General features: G+C 61.5%; 23 protein-coding genes, 1 tRNA gene and 2 pseudogenes. 15 read left to right on the top strand and 11 right to left on the bottom strand.

All coding sequences use genetic code 11. The annotated features are described in order from the left end of the window. Positions 1-294: 294 nt before the first annotated feature. The 3 genes from LVY72_RS22730 to LVY72_RS22720 are packed head-to-tail and all read left to right on the top strand — an operon-like array spanning position 295 to position 3,204. Positions 295-1,380 (top strand): LolA family protein, encoded by a 1,086-nt coding sequence (locus LVY72_RS22730; RefSeq protein WP_237826984.1) that lies wholly within the window; start codon positions 295-297, stop codon positions 1,378-1,380. Beyond that, on the top strand, positions 1,377-2,336 hold the full coding sequence (locus LVY72_RS22725) for an ABC transporter ATP-binding protein (RefSeq protein WP_237826982.1): 960 nt from the start codon (positions 1,377-1,379) through the stop codon (positions 2,334-2,336). The genes LVY72_RS22730 and LVY72_RS22725 overlap by 4 nt, the downstream gene beginning before the upstream one ends. Continuing rightward, positions 2,323-3,204 carry an ABC transporter permease gene (locus LVY72_RS22720; protein WP_237826980.1) on the top strand — a complete coding sequence of 294 codons (882 nt, stop codon included), beginning with the start codon at positions 2,323-2,325 and terminating at the stop codon, positions 3,202-3,204. The genes LVY72_RS22725 and LVY72_RS22720 overlap by 14 nt, the downstream gene beginning before the upstream one ends. A gap of 7 nt (positions 3,205-3,211) precedes the next feature. Here LVY72_RS22720 and LVY72_RS22715 read toward each other — a convergent pair whose 3' ends face one another. From LVY72_RS22715 to LVY72_RS24825, 4 genes are all read right to left on the bottom strand, one after another. Next, a complete protein-coding gene (locus tag LVY72_RS22715; protein ID WP_237826978.1) occupies positions 3,212-3,532 on the bottom strand; it encodes a hypothetical protein in 321 nt (106 codons plus the stop codon). Between the two features lie 93 nt (positions 3,533-3,625). Then, a complete protein-coding gene (locus tag LVY72_RS22710; RefSeq protein ID WP_237826976.1) occupies positions 3,626-3,787 on the bottom strand; it encodes a hypothetical protein in 162 nt (53 codons plus the stop codon). Positions 3,788-4,405: 618 nt separating this feature from the next. Beyond that, positions 4,406-4,478 (bottom strand) — tRNA-Arg (locus tag LVY72_RS22705). A gap of 117 nt (positions 4,479-4,595) precedes the next feature. Then, positions 4,596-5,750, bottom strand: a complete 1,155-nt coding sequence (locus LVY72_RS24825; RefSeq protein ID WP_237826974.1) for a tyrosine-type recombinase/integrase — start codon at positions 5,748-5,750, stop codon at positions 4,596-4,598. Positions 5,751-6,116: 366 nt separating this feature from the next. Here LVY72_RS24825 and LVY72_RS22695 point away from each other — a divergent pair, with 366 nt between their 5' ends. The 6 genes from LVY72_RS22695 (at position 6,117) to LVY72_RS22670 (ending at position 9,226) form a co-directional block, all read left to right on the top strand. Next, on the top strand, positions 6,117-6,356 hold the full coding sequence (locus tag LVY72_RS22695) for a helix-turn-helix domain-containing protein (RefSeq protein WP_237826971.1): 240 nt from the start codon (positions 6,117-6,119) through the stop codon (positions 6,354-6,356). Positions 6,357-6,462: 106 nt separating this feature from the next. Then, entirely contained in the window at positions 6,463-6,702 is a 240-nt protein-coding gene (locus tag LVY72_RS22690) for a hypothetical protein (protein ID WP_237826969.1), read from the top strand. 384 nt (positions 6,703-7,086) lie between these two features. Next, positions 7,087-7,371, top strand: a complete 285-nt coding sequence (locus LVY72_RS22685; protein WP_237826967.1) for an FDXHR family putative zinc-binding protein — start codon at positions 7,087-7,089, stop codon at positions 7,369-7,371. A 113-nt stretch (positions 7,372-7,484) separates the two neighbouring features. After that, a complete protein-coding gene (locus LVY72_RS22680; protein WP_237826965.1) occupies positions 7,485-7,925 on the top strand; it encodes a helix-turn-helix domain-containing protein in 441 nt (146 codons plus the stop codon). A 45-nt stretch (positions 7,926-7,970) separates the two neighbouring features. Further along, on the top strand, positions 7,971-8,306 hold the full coding sequence (locus LVY72_RS22675; protein WP_237826963.1) for a hypothetical protein: 336 nt from the start codon (positions 7,971-7,973) through the stop codon (positions 8,304-8,306). Continuing rightward, positions 8,306-9,226 (top strand): AAA family ATPase, encoded by a 921-nt coding sequence (locus LVY72_RS22670; protein ID WP_237826961.1) that lies wholly within the window; start codon positions 8,306-8,308, stop codon positions 9,224-9,226. The genes LVY72_RS22675 and LVY72_RS22670 overlap by 1 nt, the downstream gene beginning before the upstream one ends. A gap of 723 nt (positions 9,227-9,949) precedes the next feature. Here LVY72_RS22670 and LVY72_RS22665 read toward each other — a convergent pair. Beyond that, positions 9,950-10,105, bottom strand: coding sequence for a hypothetical protein (locus LVY72_RS22665; RefSeq protein ID WP_237826959.1), 156 nt, complete (start codon positions 10,103-10,105; stop codon positions 9,950-9,952). 363 nt (positions 10,106-10,468) lie between these two features. Next, positions 10,469-11,437, bottom strand: coding sequence for a DUF4062 domain-containing protein (locus LVY72_RS22660; RefSeq protein ID WP_237826956.1), 969 nt, complete (start codon positions 11,435-11,437; stop codon positions 10,469-10,471). 210 nt (positions 11,438-11,647) lie between these two features. On the opposite strand from LVY72_RS22660, the gene LVY72_RS22655 reads away from it, so the two are divergent. After that, positions 11,648-12,373, top strand: a complete 726-nt coding sequence (locus LVY72_RS22655) for a TIGR02391 family protein (RefSeq protein ID WP_237826954.1) — start codon at positions 11,648-11,650, stop codon at positions 12,371-12,373. A 1,050-nt stretch (positions 12,374-13,423) separates the two neighbouring features. Here the strand turns inward: LVY72_RS22655 and LVY72_RS22650 are convergent. Next, positions 13,424-14,353 (bottom strand): HNH endonuclease signature motif containing protein, encoded by a 930-nt coding sequence (locus tag LVY72_RS22650; RefSeq protein WP_237826951.1) that lies wholly within the window; start codon positions 14,351-14,353, stop codon positions 13,424-13,426. Between the two features lie 350 nt (positions 14,354-14,703). On the opposite strand from LVY72_RS22650, the gene LVY72_RS25005 reads away from it, so the two are divergent. The 3 genes and pseudogenes from LVY72_RS25005 to LVY72_RS22640 all read left to right on the top strand — a co-directional run bounded on the left by LVY72_RS25005 (position 14,704) and on the right by LVY72_RS22640 (position 15,433). Next, positions 14,704-15,033, top strand: a complete 330-nt coding sequence (locus tag LVY72_RS25005; RefSeq protein WP_372463765.1) for a helix-turn-helix domain-containing protein — start codon at positions 14,704-14,706, stop codon at positions 15,031-15,033. Between the two features lie 15 nt (positions 15,034-15,048). Further along, a pseudogene (locus tag LVY72_RS24820) lies at positions 15,049-15,102 on the top strand (hypothetical protein); the annotation flags it as partial. A 94-nt stretch (positions 15,103-15,196) separates the two neighbouring features. Beyond that, positions 15,197-15,433, top strand: coding sequence for a helix-turn-helix domain-containing protein (locus LVY72_RS22640; RefSeq protein ID WP_237826950.1), 237 nt, complete (start codon positions 15,197-15,199; stop codon positions 15,431-15,433). Positions 15,434-15,501: 68 nt separating this feature from the next. Here LVY72_RS22640 and LVY72_RS22635 read toward each other — a convergent pair whose 3' ends face one another. The 4 genes from LVY72_RS22635 to LVY72_RS22620 form a co-directional block, all read right to left on the bottom strand. Then, a complete protein-coding gene (locus LVY72_RS22635; RefSeq protein WP_237826948.1) occupies positions 15,502-18,936 on the bottom strand; it encodes a DEAD/DEAH box helicase family protein in 3,435 nt (1,144 codons plus the stop codon). Between the two features lie 65 nt (positions 18,937-19,001). Then, a complete protein-coding gene (locus tag LVY72_RS22630) occupies positions 19,002-19,940 on the bottom strand; it encodes a restriction endonuclease (protein ID WP_237826947.1) in 939 nt (312 codons plus the stop codon). Further along, complete coding sequence (locus tag LVY72_RS24815) at positions 19,937-21,079, bottom strand: restriction endonuclease subunit S (protein ID WP_308190864.1); 1,143 nt, start codon at positions 21,077-21,079, stop codon at positions 19,937-19,939. The genes LVY72_RS22630 and LVY72_RS24815 overlap by 4 nt, the downstream gene beginning before the upstream one ends. Continuing rightward, positions 21,076-22,596: a type I restriction-modification system subunit M gene (locus tag LVY72_RS22620; protein WP_237826945.1), complete on the bottom strand. Its 1,521-nt coding sequence runs from the start codon at positions 22,594-22,596 to the stop codon at positions 21,076-21,078. The genes LVY72_RS24815 and LVY72_RS22620 overlap by 4 nt, the downstream gene beginning before the upstream one ends. A 226-nt stretch (positions 22,597-22,822) precedes the next feature. Between LVY72_RS22620 and LVY72_RS25000 the strand changes: the two are divergent. Then, positions 22,823-22,909: pseudogene (locus LVY72_RS25000) on the top strand (DUF2510 domain-containing protein); the annotation flags it as partial. Positions 22,910-23,011: 102 nt separating this feature from the next. Next, positions 23,012-23,530, top strand: coding sequence for a hypothetical protein (locus tag LVY72_RS22615; RefSeq protein ID WP_237826943.1), 519 nt, complete (start codon positions 23,012-23,014; stop codon positions 23,528-23,530). Positions 23,531-24,322: the final 792 nt, after the last annotated feature.

Below are 24,322 nucleotides of genomic sequence, written 5' to 3'. Positions count from 1 at the left end.
GTTCGTATCGCTTCGCCCTTGCATCAGCACCGGATAGTTTCCGGCCGGGCCGAACCCGTGCCGCTGGCAGGCATGCAAGGAATCTAGGAAGGGCAGGTAGCCGGTTGGGGCCACTTGGGTTAAGCGGAGGTAAGCGCCCCCCTACGTTCTGTTGACAGGCCTTGATTTCTTCCGTGGTGGTGACTAATGACACCTGAATGCAGCGGCGTGTCCTCTTGCTGCCAGGGGCTGTCCGAAACTATGGCCGCGGGCGTACCCTTGCGCTATGATCTGCAGCTTTGGAGGCTGATTGTCATGATCCGTCGACGTTCACGCTGGCTCGCAGCCGCCGTCGTTCCGTTGGCCGTAGGCGCGGGTGCCCTCACTTGGACCGTCCAGGCCAGCGCTGCCCAGGACCTGCCGGCGAAGTCCGCCGAGGAGGTTCTGTCGATGGCGCTGGGCAGCGACGTCAAGACGTTTTCGGGGGCGCTTGAGCAATCCTCGGAATTGGGCCTGCCCGAACTGCCGGATACCGGTCCGGCAGCCGATGTCGGCGTGGCCACGGCGCTGGACCTGTTCACCGGAACGCACACGGCCCGCGTCTTCGTGGACGGTCCGGACAAGGCCCGCCTGCAGGTGATGGACAGGCTGGCCGAGCGGGACGTGATCCGCCAGGGCCGGAGTGTCTGGTTCTACAGTTCACGGGACAATACCGCGGCCCACCTGTCACTGCCGGAACGCACCGGCCCCGGTGCCGGATCCCCGGAGGAATTCGGCCAGCCGGACGCGGTGCAGACTCCGGACCAGTTGGCGCGGCGCCTGCTGTCCGCCGTGGATTCGAGCACCCAGGTCACCGTCGGTCCGGAGACCGAGGTAGCGGACCGTGCGGCCTACGAGCTGGTGCTCGATCCGCGCAGTTCGGCGACCTTGGTGGATTCGGTGACGATCGCCGTGGACGCCCAGACCGGAATGCCCCTGAGCGTCCAGGTGCAGGCGCGCAACCAGCAGAAGCCTGCCTTTACCCTCGCGTTTACCGAGCTGCAGCTGCAGACCCCGTCGGCCGAACTGTTTACCTTTACGCCGCCGCCGGGCGCCAGCGTGCAGGAACGCACCCTGCAGGCACCTGCCCGCGAGGGCAAGGCCCCGGGCGCCGTGCCATCCCAGCAGGACAGCGGCTACACGGTAGCCGGCGAGGGCTGGGACGCCGTCGTCGCGCTGCCCGCCGGCAGCGTGCCGGCAGACGTGGCCGGATCCGAGCTTCTCCGGCAGGCGACGTACGCCGTTCCCAACGGCCGCGCCATGACCACCGCATTGGTGTCCGTCCTGCTGACCAACGACGGACGGGTCTTCGCTGGCTCGGTGCCGCTCGAACGGCTGCAGGCCGCAGCCGAGGCCCGGTGACAGCCGGCGCCCCGACTGCCGGACTGGCGATCGAAACCCGGGGGCTCACCAAGCGCTTCGGGCGGCAGACCGCCGTCGACGGCATCAGCCTGGCGGTGCCGCGGGGAAGTGTGTTTGGGTTCCTTGGCCCCAACGGTTCCGGCAAGACCACCACCATCCGGATGCTGCTGGGGCTGGCCCGGGCAACCGGCGGACGTATCCGGGTGCTGGGCCAGGACATGCCGCACAGCTGGCAGGACGTGTTGCCGCGGGTCGGCGCCCTGGTCGAGGGGCCGGCCTTCTACCCCTTTCTCTCCGGCACCGCGAACCTGCAACGGCTCGACGCCGCGGACGGGCGCGCGCCGTCGTCCACCCGGAGCGCACGGGCGGGCGAGGCGCTCGAACGCGTCGGCCTGACGCATGCCGCCGGCAAGAAGGTCCGGGCCTACTCGCTGGGCATGAAGCAGCGCCTGGGCATCGCCGGCGCCCTGATGCTGCCCCGCGAACTGTTGGTCCTGGACGAGCCGACCAACGGACTGGACCCGCAGGGCACCCGGGAGGTCCGCAGCCTGGTCCGTTCGCTGGCCGCCGGGGGCACCACGGTTTTCGTCTCCAGCCACCTGCTGGCCGAGGTCGAACAGATCTGCACGCATGCGGCCGTGATGAGCGCCGGACGGCTCGTGGCGCAGGGCAGCCTGGACGAACTGCGCGCCGCGGGCCGCCGGCAGGTGCGGATCCAAACGCCGGACGGCGACGCGGCCCGCCGGGTCCTCCTGGATCTCGGACTGGCCCCGGAACCGGGCCCGGGCAATGGCGCTCCGGTCACCGCCCCGCTGGACTACCACCTGGCGCCGGAGCGGATAGTCGCCGCGCTGGTGGCCGCGGACGTGAGGGTGCGCGGATTCTCGGTGGAGGCTACCAGCCTCGAGGAACGCTTCGTGGCGCTGACCGGGGAGGGCTTTGATGTTGCGCATTGATCCAGACACCACGGGGCGCGGACCGCGTACGACGGCGGTGCGCCGCGGCACGGCGGGCTGGGCGCTGCTGGGTTCGGAACTGAAGGTGCTGTTCCGCCGCAGCCGAACCTGGGCCATGCTGCTGGCGCTGGCCGCGATCCCGGTGCTGATTGCCGTCGTCGTGAAAATCGCCTCCTCGGGGCCGGATCCGGGCGAGGGGCCGCCGTTTCTGGACCGGGTGTCCCAAAACGGGCTGTTCGCCGCAGTCACCGGACTGGTGGTATCCATCCCGCTGTTCCTGCCGCTGACCGTCGGGGTCGTCGCCGGGGACACCATTGCCGGGGAAGCCGGCCTCGGCACACTCAGGTATCTGCTGGCGGCTCCGGCCGGGAGGCTGCGGCTGTTGGCAGTCAAATATGCCGGTGCTGCGGTGTTTTGCCTCGCGGCGACGGTGTCCGTGGTGGCTGCCGGCATCGGGATCGGTGCAGCCCTGTTTCCGGTGGGGCCGGTGACGCTGCTCTCCGGGGATACGATCACCCCCGGTGAATCGCTGCTGCGGCTGCTGCTCGTCGCCGGCTACGTCAGCGTGTCACTGTTGGGGCTCAGCGCCGTCGGACTGTTTATCTCCACGCTCACGGTGGTGCCGGTAGGTGCGATGGCCGCCACGGTGGTGCTGTCCATAGTCGCCCAGGTGCTGGACAGCCTGCCGCAGCTGGAGTGGCTGCATCCGTGGCTGTTCAGCCACTACTGGCTGGGTTTCGCTGACCTGCTGCGCCAACCGGTGGAATGGGGCTCGTTCGTGGATAATGCGCTGTTGCAGGCGGGTTACCTGGCGGTTTTCGGAGCACTGGCCTACGCCAGGTTTGCCCGGAAGGACATCCTGACCTGACCCACGGTCACGGCGTCGTTTCGAAGGACTCCGCCCGCGATTCCAGGATGCTTTCGGCCGCCTGGATGGCTTCCGCATAGCCGTCCCAGTAGTCCTTGCCGCCGTCATCCGCGCCGCCCTTCGCATCAGCGATTTCGGTGGCGGCGTCGCGCAGCACCTGGGCGGCCATGGACGGACCTCCGGCAGCCAGGGCCGCGCGGGCCCGGGCCTGGTAAGTGCCCCGCACCGCCATCCCGTCCGGCCCGTCCAGATTGTCCCAGTCTGCCGCATGACCGGCAGACGCATACAGCGCCTTAGCGGCCGCGTCGATGGCTTGCTCGGGGATCATCCCTCCAGCATGGGTGGGCACGCCCTGTCACTGCAACCTGTGCCGGTGGACTGAAGCGCCGGTAGGAGCGAGCGGGGGCCGGCGTCCATGATTTCAATGATGCAGCCTGGGCCAGCGCTTACGGCTTCTTTCGGCCGTTGGCGGCCGGTGCCGGTGGACCTTGTCTGCACGCGGGAGGGGATCGTGAAGAACCCAGTAGACAAGCAGCCATGCGGCAACGGCGATGACTGCCAATAGCAGCAGGGTGATGATCATGAAGATCACATCCATGGCTGCCCCGCTTCAGTGTTGTCGGCGGAGCTTGATCCGTCGTCGGCAGGTACCCGGAGAGTAAGGGAAACGGCCCGGACGACCATGCGCACAGCCTGGCCGCATAACTGCTCCTTCCATTCTCCGCCCGCTTTCCGGCAACCGGGAAGCGTCCGGCAAAATTGCCGTAGGCCAGCACGGCAACCGAACCCGGCCTCAGGCTCGACGACGGGGGAGCCCCGGTCCAGGCGCAATTGCCGTGACCGGTACGGAGGTGGGCGGGAGGCTCCGGCTTGTCTCAGGGCCGGAGCCTCCCTGTCTTGGCATGCCGCCCTCCGGATGAAGGGGGAAGGAGGACGGGATACAGGCGCGGCACTTGGGGGATGGTGCGCCTGCTGCCGGGCTTGAGTCTGCCATTAAAACGAAGTGCTTGGAAATCGGCTGCGACAGGGTGGGAAATCACCGAAGATGGCGTCTGACCTGCGGCTTTGATGGTCCGGCAGTCTGACCCGGGACGTTTGACAGGGGAAAGGATGATAGACCGTGGCGGTGTCGATCAACATATGCCGCTTAAAAGCTGAGCGGCCCTGACTGGACGTTCCGCAGTCAGAGCCGCCTACTCTGCGCCCCGGACAGGAATCGAACCTGCGACCAAGAGATTAGAAGGCTCCTGCTCTATCCGCTGAGCTACCGAGGCATATGGGCCTTGAGGCCGATTCACTGTCAGATTACTGTCAACTTCTCGGCCGACAGCTTCTGACAGCGGCTGCGGACTGTCGGTTTTCTGTCAGTCCGCAGGGCTCAAAATCCACGATTACTCTATCAAGTCATCGAGCGCACTGGATGCGGCGAATAGCGATTCCTCGAACAAATCCGCGTACGTGTCGAGGGTCATCGTTGCCGAGGCGTGGCCGGCAATACGCTGGGCCAGCTTCACATCTTTGGTCCGGTGCAGGATCAGACTTACCGCTGTATGCCTCAAATCATGGAAGGTCGGAGCCGGATCCATTCCCTCGGTCGCAGGACGCAGGACGCGGGCCGCAAAGTTGGAGTGGTGCAGGCGTCCCGGTGCATGGCCGTCCGGTGTGTAGTTGCCAGACTGGAACAGCAGTCCATCTTTGCGCGGCCTGGCCTGGAACACCATGTCGGCCACCTTGGCGGGAACGGGCACAGTGCGCTTCTCACCGTTCTTGGTATTTGGTGAAGGACTGTTGGTGTCACCTGCCTTCCAGGAGCGCACTACGTCCAATAGGTAGCCGTCCGGCATCTTACGGATGTCGGAAGCTCGCAAGGCAGTGACCTCGCCCCAACGAAGTCCGGTCGTCCCGGCCAGCATGACGAGGTCCGACCAGGGGGCGCAGCGTTCTGCGAGGGCCTGCAACTCCGGCATCGTCAGATAGGCGCGTCGCTTCTCGACCGGGGCCTTGGGTATGTATCCGGCGCGGCCCGTGGCATCCTTGGCCGGATTCTTCGGCAGCAGCTCCAGATACACCGCGTGATTCATCAGCCGACCGAACATCTGGGCGACGCGGCGGCGTGTATTGGCGCCGGTCTGTTTGCCGTTTCCTATCTCCAACTCGGTCACCCATTTGGCTACGCCGCGCGGGTTCACCTTCGCCAAGGGCGTGAATGCCCAATGGGGCTCAATGTGCTTGTGCCAGTTCTTGCGGTAGTTGTCCTCTGTGCTGGCCGCAATGGGTTTGCCGCGCAGGCCCTGCGTTGTGAGGAGCTGCATCCAACTGGCGTACAGCTCGCCAATTGTCATCTTCTCGGCTTCGCGGGGATTGATGTAGGTGCCGGCGTTAATCGTTGCCCGTTCGCCCGCTTCGTAGGCTTCGGCTTCGCTCTTGAGCCGAAACGCCTTGCGCTTGCGTCCACCGCCCGGAAGCTGGAAGTCAGCCACCCAGGGCTTTTGAGCCGAACCGATTCCTGCGGATGTACGCTTCTTGCGCGAGTCGTAGACCGTCACCTCCGCAGCATAGCAGGAGCAAAATGTTGACAGGGTTGATGCTGTCAGACATCCTCCCCTGAATTGCTGCATCGCCTGTGCTGATGATGCTTGATGCCGCGGGCAGGAATTACATGGCGCCGGCGCCATGTCCACATTCATGCTCCTCGTACGGGGTTTCGGTCCTGTGCTTCGTTCCCGCGCCTCGCGGCGCAGATATTTCCGTTACCGAAGTCGGGCAAAATTTTTTTTCTGTCGACTACTCGGACGGCATCAACAACATGTACGCTCTATTTAAATCCGGAGCGATCAACCCGATCCGCGGGGAGTGATAGAACTTCAAGAGGGTAATTTTTTAATGAGCAATCTGTTTTCAGCAATTCATAGATGCCGCGCAGCGACCGCTATGTGGCTAACATGAATTGGCGAACGAGGTTCAATAAATTGAAAGAATTGGAACAGCAATACATCAGCCGGAAAGACGCGGCCAAGTACCTTGGGATGTCTGAAAAGTGGTTGGCCCAGACAGGACGTTACCTGGTGCCCCACTACAAGTTCGGCGGTTCCTGCCAGTACAAACTGTCAGACCTTGATAACTGGGCACGCCAGCAGCGGGTGATGCGGTAGGGGAGTGGGCCGGCCGCGACCAAATCGGCAGGTACCCTGCGGTGCGCGAGAAATCCTGTCGCACTGGGAGGTCGAAGAAGCCGCCCGGCACTGGCTAAAGTTGGCCGTGCACCGGGCAGCCTCGTGGAATCCTGCCACCAGCTATGACGAGCAGGAGTACATCGACGCTGTAGATGCTTCGGCCGTGAAACCGAAGGTCAAGAGGTCCATTATCGCCACCGCTAAGGCGGCAGACCGCACCGGCGTCACCACCATCGACCGGGCAATGATCGCAGCGGAAGTCGGCTACCGCGACCCGGACATCATCGCCGACCACCGGCATGAGCGGAGCGATACGGTCCCATGAAGTCCTGGATGCGGTGGAATACGTCCAAGTATCTGCGGCTGACCTTGCCGCACTGGCATGACATCCAAGACGCGCGGGTGCCGGGCCGACGGTTCGCAGGCTGAGTATTCCCTCAACGTGTCGCGCTGGTCAGAAATCTACGAGCCGCAGCATCGAAGACAGTTCACGCATAGGGATGCCCTGCTGTGTTTCCGGTCAGTCTGCCCTACTCCACTGTCTGGATGGCCGGGCAATCCAACCCCGGCCACTCACTAACGCTGGCTCACCGGCACCTGGATCCCAGCTGCCAGAACAGCGACTAAACCCCTGCCCCGGTAATCAAGTACCGGGGCCACATTCCCTGGAGCCCCATCGGGCACCTGGAGTCCATCAAACAGAGGATTTATGAGCCGCACCATGTCCACGGACGCCCCCCGCACCGTTACGCATCCTGCATGCGGAGCGAGCTGGCCGAATCACAATACCAACAGCCACTGCACTCAGTGCCACCAGACCTTCGGCAACCACAAGATCGCCGACCGCCACCGCATCGATGGTCCCGCCGGCCGCAGGTGCCTCGACCCTGCCCAGATGAAGGTCAACGGCCACGTCCCCGTCATGATCGACGGGATCTGGGTCTCCGGCGCGCGGTTCACCGCTGCCACTACCATCTTCCGTCAGACGGCCTAAACGATGGGTCCGACAGCCACTGCAGTGCGGGGCGGGCACGGAACACACCGGCCCTCGCCCCCTGCGTGCCTCTTGCCCGCAGATCCCAGCGCGCCGGGGAACTCCGGAGGGCCGTGATTCCTGAAACCTGGCAGGTAGCCAGGGACTGGCTCACCTACCGCGAATGGCGGAGGCTGTACGAGCGGCAGCGCTGGCGGCAGGTAGAGCAAGCTGCTAATGCCTTCGACCATGAACGGTACCGCGCCGCCTCGCAACTGAAGCTGCCGGTGCAGAAGACGCTGCTGTTTATGGCTGAATGGGCCGACCCTTCGGGCTGGAACCGCATCTCCAAGATCCGTATTGCCCAAGCCCTCGGAGTGTCGGAGCGTACAGTGACTCGCCACTGGAATGCTGCCCGCGCGGCGGGATTCCTGCGGAGCCATGACTATCCGGTCGCACAGCGGCGGACCAGCGACCACTGGCTGGCATTGCCGGACCTCGCCGGCGCGACAGGACCCGACTGGACCGGGTACGCCGCCGCGTTCATCCCCTCACCCGGCCAACCTCCGTTCTGATTACCGCATTTTTGTCACCCAATATAAATAACCAAGGAAGCACTCATGACATGTGAAATCCCAGACTGCGGCCGCCCTGTTTCCTCCGGCCTGATGTGCGGAATGCACCACAATCCGAGCCGCAACCACCCCGGCACCCTGGGCAAGCTCCATACTCCCATCGGGGCACATGGACGGGAATGCTGCCGCTCCGGTGACCTGGAGATTGTGGCAGGGGAGCTGAATCAGAATCTGCTCCCGGCACGGCGTAACGACGTCTTCCAGAACCTGGGTGAGATGCTCCCGGGCGGCAAGCGCGGGCTGCCCATCAACCGGACCAGGAATGTCTCGCTTGAAAACATCTCCTATGTCGGTGGCCAGTGCAGCGGCGGGGAGTGCTGATGGTACGGATCTTTACTCTTGAGGAGGCCATGCAGTTGGAGCAGCCCACCTGGGTTGTGGAAGGCATGGTCCATTCGGCACTGACCTTGGTTACCGGCCAGCCTAAGAGCGGTAAGTCCTCTCTGGTGCAGAACCTGATTGCTGCGGTGCTGACTGAAGCGAAGTTCCTCGGGCGCTCAATAGCCGATGTCGGCCGTGTCGTGGTCCTGACGACGGACGCCGCCGGTGTGCCGGAATACCGAGACCGTGTCATCGGAGCGGGGGTGACGGCGGCAACGGCTGGCGAGCGGCTGAGGCTGGTCGAGGCACACTCCCTCGACCAAGTAGTCCTTGGAGAAATTGCGAACGTGATCGGCCCCGGTGAGGGCGACCTGTTGATCATAGACCACCTGTCCGACATGGCCGGCAGCCTCAATTCCCAGGAGGACGTCACCCGCATCATCCAGCTGATCCTGGAGGCGGCCAACGGGGCTGCCGTCGTCCTGCTGGCTCACTCCACAACCGTGCGCAATGCCAACGGTTCGACCGCCAAGAAACCGCTCGGGTCGACGGTCATCGAGGGCAAGGCCCGCTGGATCGTCCATGTGGAGCGGAAAGGTGACCGGCTGACCGTGACTACCAGGGGCAACGAACTGCAGGGCGAACGCGTCACCGTCGCCGTGGGAGAACGCGCCACCGACATGGCCGTCTCGGATGTCGTCTCCAGCGGAGAACTGTCAAAGAAACGCTCGGGCAAGGCGGAGGCGACCAAGCGGGAGCAGCTTGCGTGGTACCGGGCGAACTGCGGCGGGAAGACCAACACGGAGGCAGCCGCCGCCCTGGCCGCACAGTTCGGAAGTGAGAAATCGACATGGCAGAACAGGCTGGCACCCAAAGGCTGGATGGGACAGGAACTGGCCAAGGATTCACTCACTCACTGACTCACTCTATGTACACCCCCCAGTGAATCGAAGATCCACTTCCCCCCAATAAAACTATAGATTCCATGAATGAAGGATCTGAATGAAGTAATCAAAGCCCTGAACGCGACTGCAGGATAATATCCTGATAGAACCCTGTAGGGTTCTTGTGGAGAATGCAGTACCTTCAGATTGATGATCAGGTCTGGACATGAATTTCCCCAGCATGCGGCAGGAGCCGCGCCAGCGGCGACCACCCGCATGCTGATGGACTCATACGATGAGATACTGAGGACCGCATTCTTCTGATGATGTTTTGCCTGAAAGCTTCCGTTTAGCGCTGAACATTTCATGGGATCCATCTCCGATTCTTCATATTGATTGATGAAGTTACCGTGATAGATAGTCATGGTCTTGGGTGTGGATGGTCGCCGCTGGCGCGGCTCCCTTCCCTGCGGAACCAACGTGAGTATTATTCAGTCAACACCAATCTATCCGATTCTCACTGGAATTGATGATTGATTGCTCCGATATCCAATGAATAATCCTTGGGCGGCTGGCGCCGCCTTGATTCCACATTGGATCCTTAACCGCATCAGTCTGATTATGATGATTGCCATTGATGGTCATGGCTGTGGGAGGTCGCCGCTGGCGCGGCTCCCTTCCCTGTGGGATTTACCCTGATTCCTTTCCAATGGACGTCTGCTTACTTGATTCCTTCTGGAACGATCATTGGTGATCTCCTCAGCGTTGAATGAACAGTTCTTTGGGGCGGCTGATGCCGCCTTTGGTCGTCATCATGGATCCTTCACTAAGGCTGATTCGGATGATGGCATGGGTGATCGCCGCCGGCGGGGTTTCCCTTCGCTGCGTATTCCGTCCATTTGTATCCGGCATCATGGCAGATTTTATAATTCCTGCGGCTGCCGTAACCCGTACGCTTCCCTGGATGCTATGCACCGGCGGGCGCGGCCGCCCGCCGCGCGGGGGGTACCTCCCACCCCGCTAGTGCCGGTAGCATCCCCGGCTCCAAGCCAGGAGCCAGCCCGATGCCTCGGCTGGGATGGCGTCGGTCAGGAGGCCGACGGCGGCATCAATGGCTAGAACTTCATTGATTGTCGTCATAGCGGAAGAGGAGGGGCCGGGAAGACCAGATAATATTCAGGCAACCGCGCAGTGCTCATCGCTTTCAACGCAATGGACCCACAGGATCATCTCATCTGTCTGCAAAGATCGGACATTCAGTAACGATCCTTTGACGTGCTAGACCGATTCCAATTCGTATTCCCGAATTTTTTCCGTCGAAACTTCATCCTCCTCAAGAATTTTCAGCATCTTTATCCGCAGTTTCTGGTATTCTTCGGTCAAGACCTTCATTCGGATCGGTGATACACGACCTGATCCACTGATCGTGTTTCCACCCACTTCATCTTCATCGATGGCGATTTGTCCGCCCAGAGACTCGACACATTCCTTGACGGTTTCATTGTCCACTATCGAACCAGGAGTGGGCGGCGTACCAATAAACCTTAGGTCGGCGGCGACTGACGATTGGACCATTTCTTGGAGGAGCCGCACATACACTCGGTCCATTGGAGTCCCTACACTCCGCAGAATTTGTTCAGTAATCAACTCAACCCGTTCATTGACCTGAGTGAGAACGGACAACGTGTCAACGACCTGAGCTTCCCGCGTTTCGTCCGTCAAGAAGCCATGCATCATACCAGCCCATTGACTACGGAGATAAGACTCTATGTCTCGTGCGGAAACGAAAGGGACCAGCGCATTATTGAGAGTCCGAGACTGCACTGAGTCAATGAACTCAAAGATTTTCACACTATCTGCATTAGGGAAAGAAAGCTGTGAGATTAGCTCTGGCCGGTCCACATTTGCGCGATATAAAGAATAGTCACTATAGGTACCCTGTTCCACCATCGCGAACACGGGAATCTTCCGCTCGACCGCCTTCATAAATTCCCCGTTTGTGACGGATAATTCGGTATTTGGAAGAATGCTGCCGTATCGCCCACCAATTAGCAATACAAATATGTCGGCGTTCGAAACTTCTTTTAAACACGACTCTGCTGCAGTAATGCGGGGGTCATAAAATACTGTTCCCTCTTCACTTAGAATAGGAGTATAACCGAGTGTTTCGATGAACCTCTTGAGACTTTCTCGCGGGTATCGGAGATCGTAAAACGTGGAACTGACGAAGACTGTTGGGCTGGCCATGACCATGATCCTGCCATATCTACGTATGGAAGCAGGCCAATGTGATTCAGTTCTGAAATATTAGACGCCGGCCGGACTGGCAGGACAGGACGAGACCCCGCCGGAGCCAGTAATTAGCACCCGTCCGCAGCGGCTATGCACGGGCGGGCGCGGCCGCTGCCCTGAACAGCGCAAGCCATAGCTACACAACCAACCACTATTATCGGAGCCATGGACAATGAGTGGGCACTCACGGAACTTCGTAGATTCATTCAACTGACCCAACTCCAGCAGCCGCAGTCCGGCGGCGGTGTCGTCTACATGGGCGACTTCGCTACGCCCGTAGGCAACCGTTCCGACATAATCGCCTCTGCGCAGATCGTTGAGCAAATCCTGGACCGAGTCCTCCCCCGGTGGCGTACGGAGATCCGGGACGATGGCAAGAGGCGCTGGACCCTGCACCGTGAGGCTGCACAGCGGGCCGTTGTCCAAATTGAACAGCAGGCCATGATCGCCGAAAAGCTCGGCGACAATGCCCCCATGATCAACACGTCCGCATTCCACGCATGGGCTTGGGAAGGTGCACGGTCACTTTGGCATAGCGGGCACTATCGGGAAGCCGTCCGCGCTGCCTCGGTTAAAGTCAACGCTGAACTCCAGAACAAACTCGGTCGACGTGACGTCAGCGAGCAGACCCTGTTTCAAGAGGCCTTCAGCAATGAAGCACCACAGCCAGGCAAACCTCGCCTGCGCCCCCAAGGGGACGACGATGGCAAGACCGCGAGAAGCGTGCGCCGCGGGATCGTCGCACTGGCGGAGGGTTGTTATGCAGCTATACGAAATCCCGCGAGCCACGACCACCTCGATGAATTCCCCGAACAACTTGCCCTTGAGCAGCTCGCCGCCTTCAGCCTGCTTGCTCGGTGGATTGACGCAGCCGACCTCCTCCGCCACTGAGAGTGTCTTACAACTGATGCATTTCGAGACATAGAGGTTTTGATACGCCGAGTCGGATCAGGAGTGGAATCGGTCCCAAGCAGACGGGACCTCTAGCGAAACGACAGGTGAGAGAGAGCCGGATGGTCCGTGGACGTACGAGAAACGGCAACGGCGACACGTTGTACTTCGCCGCCTCCGAACACCAGCCTGCCAGCCAGCGCCAGGCCAGCCAAGACCATTAGAGAAGCACGGCGATGTGGAGAAGGCCATACAGCGACTTATCGCGATGCACGTTCCCTTCACCTCCAGCACCGGCTTTTTTGGCCGGCTTCGGCGGGCTGACCATCCTACCTGTCACGCTGCCCCTAACTTTACGGCGCTGTGGCTCACCCGGCGGCTCGCTTGGCGATCGCCCATCTGTGCGGGTACGATGTTCGCTCCGGTGAGGTGCGCACTGTCATCTTTGTCTCGCTGGTCGAGTCCTAGGCAACCGAGGCTCTGTCTTAGGTGAACGTCCAGATCGGCACGAAGTCTCCCATCAGCGTCATCTAGCAGGTCTCCGGCCGCGTCCTCATCAAATCACCGAGAAGGTCGGCTTCCGATTGATCGCCAAGGCCGGCACCATGGGCGTCGTAAACCTAACCAAGCTCGCCCCCGTCGGGGCGGGGTAATCGGCGACGGCATCAACTTCACCAGCCCCCGCGCCGTCGATGCATAGGTGAAAACGAACTTCCTGGCCACGGACGACGCACTCGCAAGCGCCCCCTCTGCTCCTGACGACGCTCATGATAAAGCATGACGCGATCAACTATTCAGGTGAAGCGGCTACTGCCGGTGTCTGGCGGGACTCAGCCATCTTGGACCGCTTGGGGGAGGAATGGAAATGCGCGCAGCGGGATAATGCCGCTGCTTGAACCGTTCGGAACGTCGGCGGAGAAATGCATGGGTTAACCGCTTATGATCGCCTGCAGCGGTTAGCAGCGCCCTGTACGTGACTGAGGGCCTAACTGCGGGCCAGACGGCGCCACAGAGGAGCTTCTTAACTATGGCGTGCCTCTTTGCTGCATCTCATTCTCTCCACGTGATGTTGTCGCGTATGCTCGTGATGGTCGAATTGGCTACACCATACTCCCGGGCCAGCCGGTTGATTGTGCCCCGCGGCCCGGGCAACTGAGAACGGATGACCCGCACGATTTCGGGCGTAAGCTTTGCCGCGTGGTGCGCGGTCCCTCGCGGGATGCGGCCGTGCCGCAGCCTGTCGCGACCGTTGTTCTCCAAAGGAGTTGCCCAGCGAAGGTTCTCGGGGGTGTTGTTCAAGGGATTCCCGTCACCGTGGGCGGCGTGCATACCAGGGGCGGGCCGCGTCCCGTGCCACGCTTGGCATACGAGAACATGGACGCCTTGGGGATTGCCCCGGCCGCAGTGGACGACGGCATAACCGGCAGATGTCACGTGAGGCGTCAGGATCCGCATGGTCCGGCCCCGCACCCTGCCCAACGAGCTGACAAAGTATCCATCAAATGCGGTGGGGCGCCATTCCTCGCCGTCAATTTCATCATCGGGGTGCACAACATCGGTAATCTCCGACACCCACAACCGGTGGGCCTCGGCCTGGGCCAACTGGTCGCGGCGGGCAAGTGCGGCAGGAGACGGGGTGCTGGTCGGCTGAGCCCGCAGCGTTCCGTTGGCGATAAGCCGGAGGTAGGACCTGCTGCAACCGAAGACCGTAGCTATCCAAGAGTGGTCGATGCCGTCGCTGATCATCCGGCGCATGTCGGCGACTTCGTCGTCTGTGAAGCGCGCAAATGGATTGTTCAGCCCCCGGGAGGTGTTGTAGTTGCCGCGGGCGGCACGGTCCGCCATGTTTTCGGAATGGTCTCCCAATCGAAGATGCTCGATCGCAACGCATGCCCGGTCGTGGCACGAGTGCAGCAGAAACTCGTTGCGGGATGGGAGCACGCCAAACTCGAAAAGCCAAGCCACGCGGTGCGCCAGCATGGTTCGGCCCCTAAGTACAAACTTTCCATAGCCCTCTTGAGTTCTCCCCGCAGTCCAAATCAAGCATCCGCCGACTCCGGGTCGGGTCTTTGCAAAGTAACGTTCGCGGTCAGCGTTCGTCCAGGACGGAGTAGCGGTGGGCTGTGCGACGATCGGCAGAATTGTCTCGTTGCGCTGTCGCCCATGGACATTGGAGTTGGTTTCCGGCGGCGGTTCTCCATGTCGAGGAGAGAAGTCGTTCTGGTTGCCGGCCACGATTCCAATACCTCCATCGTGTAGGCAGCCGAATTGTAAATGCCTGTATCACTAGTGGAGCAGACAACAGTGTCAATTGATAGTGGCATGATTTCATGCCCACTCGACCGGACCAAGCTTCTGAGGAGCAATCCCTCAGATGGGCGGCCCGGCGCACGCAGGTTGGGGCGCGAATCCGCGAGCTGCGGCTGTCACAGAACCTCTCCCAGGAAGCTCTTGCACTGGAATCCGGACTCAGCCGGAACATGATCATCGGCATCGAATGGGGCAAAAAGAGCGTGGCCTACGAGCGACTCTGGGATATCGCGGAGGTGCTGGAAGTGCCGGTGGCGGAGCTACTAATCGGGTCAGACCAGGCGGCCATCTCAACGCCATACCGTGGCGGCCGACGGCCCATGGGGAGCGCAGGTAGTCAGTCTCGCTGACGCGGCGAAGAGCTCGTGGTGTGGAAGCTGGGCCGGCTCGTCCGCAACACCCGGAACCTGCTGCTGCTCGTTGATGACTTGGAGAGCCGCGGCGTCGGCTTCCAGTCTTTGACTGAGGACATCATCACCGAGGGAACCCATGGGCCGGGCCATGATTACCATCATGAGCGCCTTCGCCCAGCTCGAACGGGACCAGCTCGCCGAACGGACCAAAGCAGGCCTGTCCGTCGCCGCCGCCAATGGCCGGAAATTCGGCCGGCCCGATATCACTCCGGACCACGACGCCGTGAAGCGCGCCCGCCATCTCCGGGGACAGGGCCTCGCCCCGGCAGACATTGGCAAGATTATCGGAGCCAGCCGCGCCACCGTCTACCGATATCTCGCTATGGAAGAGAAGTGAGGAGCGACACCCCAGGGCGCCAAATGACCGAGGCACGGTCTTCCGGCATGGCTTAGACGGATATCGACTCAGCTTGCTCGTGTTGCTTCGGTAAACCCTTCCAGCGCCGTCTGCAGGAGGTCGATCTTGGCGTCACTGAACAGAGCCTCGGGGCCCGACGGCGCGATGTCGCTGAAGGGCGATTCGTACAGCGCACTGATGTCCATAACCCCGTTGCTGGTCAGGTGGGCCACGATCAGGTCGACGAAGTGCAGCTGCGCCGTGTTCAATGTGGTGCCGCCGACAAATTCCGCCAAGGCCTCCTGGACGGCTTCGGGCTCCAGTCCGACCAGGGAGCGAACGAACAGGCCCAGTCCCAGTTCGGCGGCCCGCTGCAGGTCCTCTTCGGAGCCGGCCCCGCTTTCGGCGAGCATCCGTTCAAGTTCCTGCAGGTGCAGCTCGGTGAGCGGCTTGTTCCGGCGCAGGAGCTGGATGACGACGTGGTCCATGTACCCGGTCAGGTAGGCCTTGACCTTCTCCCGGTAGCGGACGAAGTCCGAAACCCCCGAGGTTGTGCCGGTCAGCTCGATTTCGGCCAGTTCGCCGAGCTCGTCCTCGAAGCTGGTGTAGACGATTTTCCGGCGTTTCTTTTCGATGAGGTGGACGATGTCCCGCAGCTGGCGGCGGACTGTTTCCAGCCATTGGGGTGTCACCGTTTCCCACTCGTGCGGGTCCAGTATGGATTGGATGAGCGGCATGTGGGCGGCGATGGCGGGCACGTTGGGTTGGTCCTGGAGCGCGGACGCGATGTCCTGGATGCGGGCCTGCAGGGCGGTCATCGCCCCGGGTTCGGTCATGGCGGCCAGCTGGGCCCGGAGCATGAGCAGGTCGAAGCGCTTGGCTTCCTCGGTGTCCTGCGGGGCGTTGATGGTGGCAAGTTTCGCCACTTCGTTCTCGAGGACGGAGGCGTCGTTGGGGCTCAACGCGTTCCACACGTCGCGTTCGGAGAACCGTTCCACCGCTTCCAGCCGTGGCCGGACCAGGAAGTTGTCCTTGGGCAGGGCTGCCACGTGGGTGCGGAGAAGCTGCCGGACGTCGTCGAGGTAGCCGCTGTCGGTGAAACCAAAGTCGGCGGCACCGGTCAGGAGTTTCACCCGGGTCACGAAGGTCATCTCGGCCAGGGGTCTGCCCACCCGTCCCTCGGCTTGGCCGAGTTCGGCGTTGAAATATTCGGCGTTCCTGCACAAATCGAAGATGAAGAAGTCCTGCTTATCCTCTCCCGGTCCGTAGAGGTCCTCGCACAGGCGGGTGCCGCGGCCGACCATCTGCCAGAACTTGGTCTTGGACCGGACCATCTTGAAGAAGACCAGGTTGACGACCTCGGGCACGTCGATGCCGGTGTCCAGCATGTCGACGGAGACCGCGATGTGCGGGTTCTTCTCCTTGTCGGAGAAGTCATCGATCAGGGTCTGGGCATAGTCAACGGAGTAGGTGATGACCCGGGCGAAGTGGCTCTTGTATTCGGGATAGTTCTGATCGAACCGTTTCGTGATGAAGTGGGCGTGCTCGTTGTTCTTGGCGAAGATGATGGTCTTGCCCAGGCGGTCCCCGCCGGCGACCTTGTGGCCGTGGGTCATGAGCACTTCCAAGGCTTTGTCCACGGTGTCGGTGTTGAACAGCCAGCTGTTGACCATGCCGGCGTCGATCTCGTCCGGGATCGTGCCGTCCTCGTCCCATTCCTTCGAGTCCCATTCCTCCTTTTCGGCATCCGTGAGGTCGTCGTAGCGGATGCCTTGCAGCGGGAACTTCAACGGGACGTCGACGACGCGAGGCGGGACCAGGTAGCCGGCCTCGATCGCTTCGTTCAGTTCGTACGCGAAGGTAGGCACGTCGTTTTCGATGCTGAAGAGGGTGTAGGTGTTGTGGTCGACCTCGCTCGTGGGGGTGGCGGTCAGGCCGACGAGATAGGAGTCGAAGTACTCGAAGATGGCCCTGTACTTCTGGTAGACCGAGCGGTGGGCCTCATCGACGATGATCAGGTCGTAGTGCCCGATGCCGAACTGCCGGGTGGTGATCTGGCTATCGGCGGCGCTGGCGTTGATCAGGTTCATCATCGTCGGGTAGGTGGCCACGTGGATGCGGCTGGTATCAATCTCGGCGTCGCGGCCCAGCACCACCGGGGAGGACCCCGGCAGATGGGTCTTGAAGGCTTTCGCGGCCTGGTTCACCAGGGCGATGCGGTCGGCCAGGAAAAGCACGCGCTTGACCCAATTGCTCTCCTGGAGCAGCTTGGTCAGGGCCACGACGGTGCGGGTCTTGCCGGTGCCGGTGGCCATGACCACTAGCGCCTTGCGCTGATGCTGCTGTTCCAAGGTTTCGGTGACGGCGCGGATTGCCGCGTGCTGGTAGGGCCGTTCCACGATCGCGTTGTCAATCACTGCTTCGGCGAGCGGCTTGCGGGTGGTCCGTCGCGTGATCATCAGTTCGAGCTGGTCACGGCTGTGGAAGCCCTGGATCTGCCGTTCCGTGGAAGCGGTGTCATCCCAGACCCAGTGCTGGTATCCGTTGGTGTAGTACATAACCGGGCGCCGGCCGAAGCGGCGTTCCAGACTATCCGCGTACAGCTTGGCTTGTTGCTGGCCAACGTGCGGTGACTTGGTGGTGCGTTTGGCCTCGACCACGGCCAGCGGCAGCCCGTCCGCTCCCCAGAGCACGTAGTCGACAAAGCCCTTGCCAGTTTGAGTTCCGCTTGCCGTGGGCATGGTGTCGACCGGGAATTCGCGGTCTTCGGGCTTGTCGAGCTTCCAGCCGGCCCAGTGCAGCTCCTCGTCGATCAGGTAGCGGCGGGTGGTGGCCTCGTCGTAGTCATGCTGGTCCGGGACACGGCTGTTGGCCTTCTTGGCCTCGGCCACCTGCCGACGCAGCTCCTCCAGCTCCGTCTCCAGGTCTTGCTGCTGGGTCTGGGCTTCGCGCAGTTTCCGGTCGCGTTCGGCCAACTCCTCTGCCAGCTTGGCGACCTCGTCGGCGGTCTTCGGCTTGGCCGGCACCGGGACCCCGGCCTTCGGGACCGGGCTCAGCAGCGCTGCGTTGAACGCCAGGTCGGGAGACGGTCGGTTTTCGATGTGGCGGGTGTAGCGGTGGGCCAGCCAGACGAGGACGTGGAAGACTTCCCGCAGCACCACTTCCGAACCCTGGGCATTTACCGGCGCATTGCTGTGGACGGCCTTGTTCGTGGCCTTGCGGATCAGGTCCATCTTGTTCCAAATGGTGCCGCCGGCCAAATTCTTGAAGGTGGGCTCGGAGAGCCTGGCGAACAGATCGCTCTTGTAAGGCTCCACCAACGTGGCATCGGCCTTGAACAGCCAGTCCACCAGGAACTCCAGCGTGCGGCGGGAGTACATCAGGGACGAGCGCGGATCGATTCGCGCCAGTCTCTCAGCCCGGACCGCTTCCCCGGCCAGCTCCGGCCATTCGGCCGCCAGGAACCCGAAGTTGCTGTCCAACGCCGCACCCTCCCCACGCACGCTTCTACTCTGGTTAAAGGAACCTATCGGTTTCCGGACGGCGGGCGTAACCACGAGGACCTGGCTCAGTCGAAGAAGTCCTCGTCCAGTTCGACGACGTCGTAGCTCTGCTTCACCTGCACGCCCACCCGGTACTTGATCATCAGCGACACCAGGCGCTGGCCGTTAATCAGGATTGTCCGGGTCGAAATGCCCTTTGCGTAGTCCTGGGCACCTTGGGTGAAGCTGCTCGTGGTGATGAAGACGCCTTTGGAGGCCGCCAGCCCGTGAATCGCGCCGACGAAGGCCTGGATCGCTTCCCGCCCTACATTGTTGCCCTCACCGTAGCGCTTGGCCTGGATGTACACCCGGTCGAGCCCCAGCGCGTCCTGATCGATGACGCCATCCACCCCGCCGTCCCCGGATCCACCAATCCGCTTGCCGCGCTGCTCAGCCCCGCCGTAACCCATCTTCAGCAGCAGGTCGACCACTGCCTGTTCGAAGAAGTCGGGATGGCTGTCCCGCAGGCGGCCCAGCAGAGACTCTCCCACGTCGGCAAGGATACGATTGATGCCGTCCTCGATCTGCTCAATAGGATCAAGCTCCTCAGGCGATATTTCCGCTGGAGCGGGCTCCGCTACGCGGGAAGGCACGCGCGACCAATATGGACCGAACACTATGTGAGCGGTCGAAAAGTCATGGATGCCATCGAGGTTCTCCGCGAGCCACTGCCGGCCGGCCTGGGTGATTCGGTAGTTTGCCTTGGCAGGCCTTTCGACCCATCCGGCCTTGCCCAGATGGGTGATGGCCCAGCCCAGCCGATGCTCCGACCGCAGCGCACCGGAATTGAGCGTCTCGGACCGCGCGGCTTCTGAAAGCCCCGCCAAATCGATCGCACGGCTGAAGATATCGCGCCGGTGCAAGGTCAAGGTGTCGCCTCCGGAAAGCACCTCAAGAACATAACGCACGAACACCGGCCAGATCGGCACTTCGGACTTAACAGCTTCTTCCGCTTGCTGAGTCATGACAGTTCCCCCTTGAATGCCTTGTCCTGCAGGGCGGCAAAGAGCATGTCCAGGTCGGCCAATTGCGCCCGGTGCTTCCCTTTCAAACGCTCGACGGCCGCGACCCGTCCGGCAAATTGCTGCTGAAGTTCAACAGGTGGCAGCAGCACGCGGATCATGGCCAATGCTTCTGCATCAAGGCGCTTTGTGCCGTGAGCGGCGGTCGCGACGTGTGCCAAGACCGAGCTTTTCTGACTCTTAAGATTCGCCAACAAAAAGTACGGATCTAGTTCTACCTTGGGAAGGACTGCTTTAAGGTCCTGATTAATCGTGGCCGGAACTTGCAGCAGAGAGACAGGAAATGAGTGCGCAAGTATCATCCCTCTAACCACGAAGACGACAGTTCCCTCTGGCAGCAACCGAAGGGAAGTTTGCGAAAGAACTTCGTTGCTGATGTGGTCGATTGAATCAGTCAGGTGATCAGCTTTCAGATCTTTCGGGCTGAACCACGGGAGTGAACCGTTCCAATACTCCTTAACATCCTTGGATGGAGTGCCACCACTATAGAGTTTCGCTACGTCTGGCAACGATGCGATCTCCCAGCCCCTTGCATTTGCAAGTGGATCGCCAAACATCTCGTGGAAGATCGACTGGGACAGCGTGTCGAGGCGGGCAAGGGCTTCGCGGCGTTTGGCGCGGAGGGTGTCGGCCTTGTCCAGGATCGAGGCGATGCGGCGCTGCTCGTCGAGTTCCGGCAGAGCGATTACAAGCTCAGCTATGTCGGTCCGATTCACCTGAAGAAAAGTGGCGCCCCTTGCCTTGGAGAGCAACTCGGGCTCGACCGCTCCTAACCAATGCCAAAGGTACCGCGGTTCAAGCTGACTTCCTGCCCGCAAACCCGCGACTCCACGGCCAAGGCAATACGAACCGTCTGCCCAGACCTTGTCCCCGATAGACGCCCTGATACTTAATACGATGTCGCCAGCTGAAGAAAACTTCGTCCCCGCGGTGGTGAACTTCTTGGGCGCGAGACGGCCATTGCCAAAATCTCCTGCCCCGGCAATTAGCGGTACACCCTCACCCGTGTCGTTGTAGGAGTCGCCAGGAGGAGCTTGTCCCATTGTCACTTCACAGACATCACTAAGCGCACCTAGTATCACGCCAGCAGCCCCTTCAGTTCGGCCAAGCGCTTGGCGATCTCCTCATCCAGCTTCTCGACCTCGGCAATAATCTCGATCGGGTCCGCGTGCTCAACCTCGTCGTACTCGATTTCCTTGTACCGGTTGATCGACAGGTCGTAGCCGTTCGCGGCAATCTCCGCCTTGGGGACGACAAACGAAGGATCGGTGCGTGCCCGGGTGGCCTCAGCCGCCGTCCGTTCCTCACCGAGCACGCCCTTGAAGGCCCGCCAGTGCTCGAGTACGTCCGGCAAATCGCTGGAGACGAGCGGGGTGCGCTTGTCGTCCAGGCTGAAGCCGTCCGACTTCACCTCGTAGAACCAAACGTTCTCCGTGCCGCCGGAGTTGGTCTTGGTGAGGAAAAGGACCGCGGTGGAAACGCCGGCGTAGGGCTTGAACACCCCGCTGGGCAGCTTGACCACACCTTCGAGCTGGTGATCCTCGACCAGCATGCGGCGCAATTCCTTGTGGGCCTTGGTGGAGCCGAAGAGCACGCCGTCGGGCACGATCACTGCAGCGCGGCCGCCGGGCTTGAGCAGCCGGACGAACAGGGCCAGGAAGAGCAGTTCGGTCTTCTTGGTTTTGACCAGGCTGAGCAGGTCCTTGGCGACGTTCTCGTAGTCCAGACTGCCGGCGAAGGGCGGGTTGGCGAGGATGAGGTCGTACTTCTCCTCCTCAACGGAGTGCAGGTCCGCCAGCGAGTCCCGGTACTCGATGGCCGGGTTCTCCACGCCGTGCAGCAGCATGTTCATGGAGCCGATACGCAGCATGGTGGAGTCGAAGTCGAAGCCGTGGAACTGCTCCTGGTGGAAGAAATCCCGCTGCACAGCGTCGGTGAACAGGTCAGGCGCGTTCTCCCGCAGGTGCTCGCCGGCCTGGACCAGGAAGCCGCAGGTGCCCGACGCGGGGTCACAGATGACTTCCATCGGCTGCGGATCCCGCATCTTCACCATGAGATCGATGATGTGCCGCGGGGTGCGGAACTGGCCGTTGGTGCCGGCGCTGGCGATCTTGGAGAGCATGTACTCGTATAGGTCGCCCTTGGTGTCCCGGTCATCCATGGGGATGCCGTCGATGAGGTCGACCACCTTCTCCAGCAGCCCGGCGTTCGGGATCGTGAAGCGGGCATCCTTCATATGGTGCGAGTAAGTGGAATCCTCGCCGTTGGACTGCTTGGTCAGCTCGTTGCGCAGGAACGGGAAGATGTGCTCATTGAAGACGGTGAACATCTCGTCTTTGCTGAAGTCCTTAAACCTGCTCCAGCGCATGTCCTGGTACGGACGGCCCTTCAGATCCGGGCCCTCGGGAAACACCGGGTTCTGGATGGGCTTACCGGTGCGGTTGGCCTTCTTCTCCTCACGGGTGTGGTTCTCGTCCAGCCGCTTCAGGAAGAGCAGGTACGTGATCTGCTCAATGACCTCCAACGGGTTGGAGATCCCGCCCGTCCAGAACGCGTTCCACACTTTGTCGACTTGGGACTTGATTTCACCAGTGATCACCTAAAGAGCTTAGTCACCGACGAAGGATAAACCCGCATACTTCAGCATGGCGTGGCACGGCATTGGCATTCGGTACGTCAAACCGCATTGGGGACCTTCCGGCTCGGCTGTAGCCCACGTTGGCAGCAATTCGATGGATGGATGCAGGCGGGGCATCCGCTCAGAAAAGGTTTCACCGGCAGCATATGATGCTGACCAGTACGTTTGATGCTTTCCTGGGGGACAAATGACGATGCCACCTGGCTGGATGCCGCAGCCGGACGACCCTTCAATGCTGCGATGGTGGAACGGTACGCAATGGACCCACCACGTCCGGCCCGCTGTGGACGGGAGATTCACCCCGTCACACGGACCCCTCCCGGGCCCATCCGGTCCCCGGCGGAAGCGACGCCGTTGGCCACTGGTCTTGGCTGGGATGGTCGCCCTCCTGGTGCTCAGTGTAGGCATTTCAGCCCTCATCACAAACGCACGGGAGCAGCAGCAGGCCCAGGCAGCCGCAGTCAAAGTCGAGGCCTGGAACAAACGCCTGGCTGAGGCGAAGGCCCGTTCTGCGGAAGAAGCCCGGCAGTCGCAGGCCCGAGAAGCTGCTCAAGCGGTTCAGGCGGCCGAAGAAGAGCTGGCCGCTGAGCGGAAGAGCATGACAGGCCAGGGCTGGGAAGCATATGGCAGCAGCCGCATCTACTACACTGACCCGGGCGGAACATGCGGCTATTCGGGCTGCATCAGCCTCCAGGTCGTCACTCTTGATCCGTCCGGCTGCCGGCGTGGCATCTACGTGGCGGTGAAGTTCCTGACCGACGATGTCGTCGTCGGCAAGGGCAGCCACATCACCGCACCGCTGGACTCCGAACAGAGCGAGGCCTTCCAAATCACGGATTACGTCGGCCAAGGCGAGGTCTACCAGATCACTGATATGCACTGCATGGGCAGCTGAATCCATGACCGCGGAGGTGCGAACCCGCTCACGATGCAGAATCGCCTAGCCCTACATGAAATCAGGAACACAAGGGTCGGTTCTCTTCAACCCGTCCACCAGACCGAAAACACTTATAGCCGTTTGGTTACAAAGTAACTTGCCACAGTGGGGCCGCGAGCAAGGTTGATCCCATCTGCGATGGCCTCCTCATTGACGTCGCGCCACGCTGGTATGACCTCAAGAGGTACCCTTGTGACGTGTGCCCCATACACGTGTGAACCCTACGTGTGGGCACAGCTGGAAAGCGGGCCGGTGGAGGCCAAGGCCATACGCTGGACCCGTGAGCATTTGCAATTGAAATGGGAGAACGCAGACCCGGTGGGCGCCAGCATCGTGGGTCAAGCGCATCACCCGGGAAGAATCCTCTTGACAGGACCCCTTGGACATAGTCAATGAAGCCGCCGACTGCTAGTTCCCTGACGCCGACGTAGTTCGGTTCTTTGCAATGTCTTTATTTGGCCTTGAGATGGCAGGAAGGTCATGGGGGCTTGGCCGATGAATGCTAAGCATGCATTTCTAGTAGTGAACCACAACAAAGGCGTCGTCCACGCAGATGTCAGGCAGGCCTTGACGGCTACGCAGATATTTCCCGCCATCAGGCTTGCCCCAATCGAGCCTGTGGGCGGAAGTTGCAGCCCTGGCGTTTCCCCCAAGGTGCCGGGGTTGCAATCTACAGGACACAGAAAAGTCGCAGTGCCCCTCCAATTCACCCACTGTGATTCGCGTCACTAGTAAACGGTGGCACCTAGG

This window comes from Arthrobacter hankyongi, from assembly GCF_022012395.1.
Lineage (GTDB): Bacteria > Actinomycetota > Actinomycetes > Actinomycetales > Micrococcaceae > Crystallibacter > Crystallibacter hankyongi.
The sequence above is the reverse complement of the archived record's forward strand: the minus strand, read 5'-3'. Positions and strand labels throughout refer to the sequence as shown.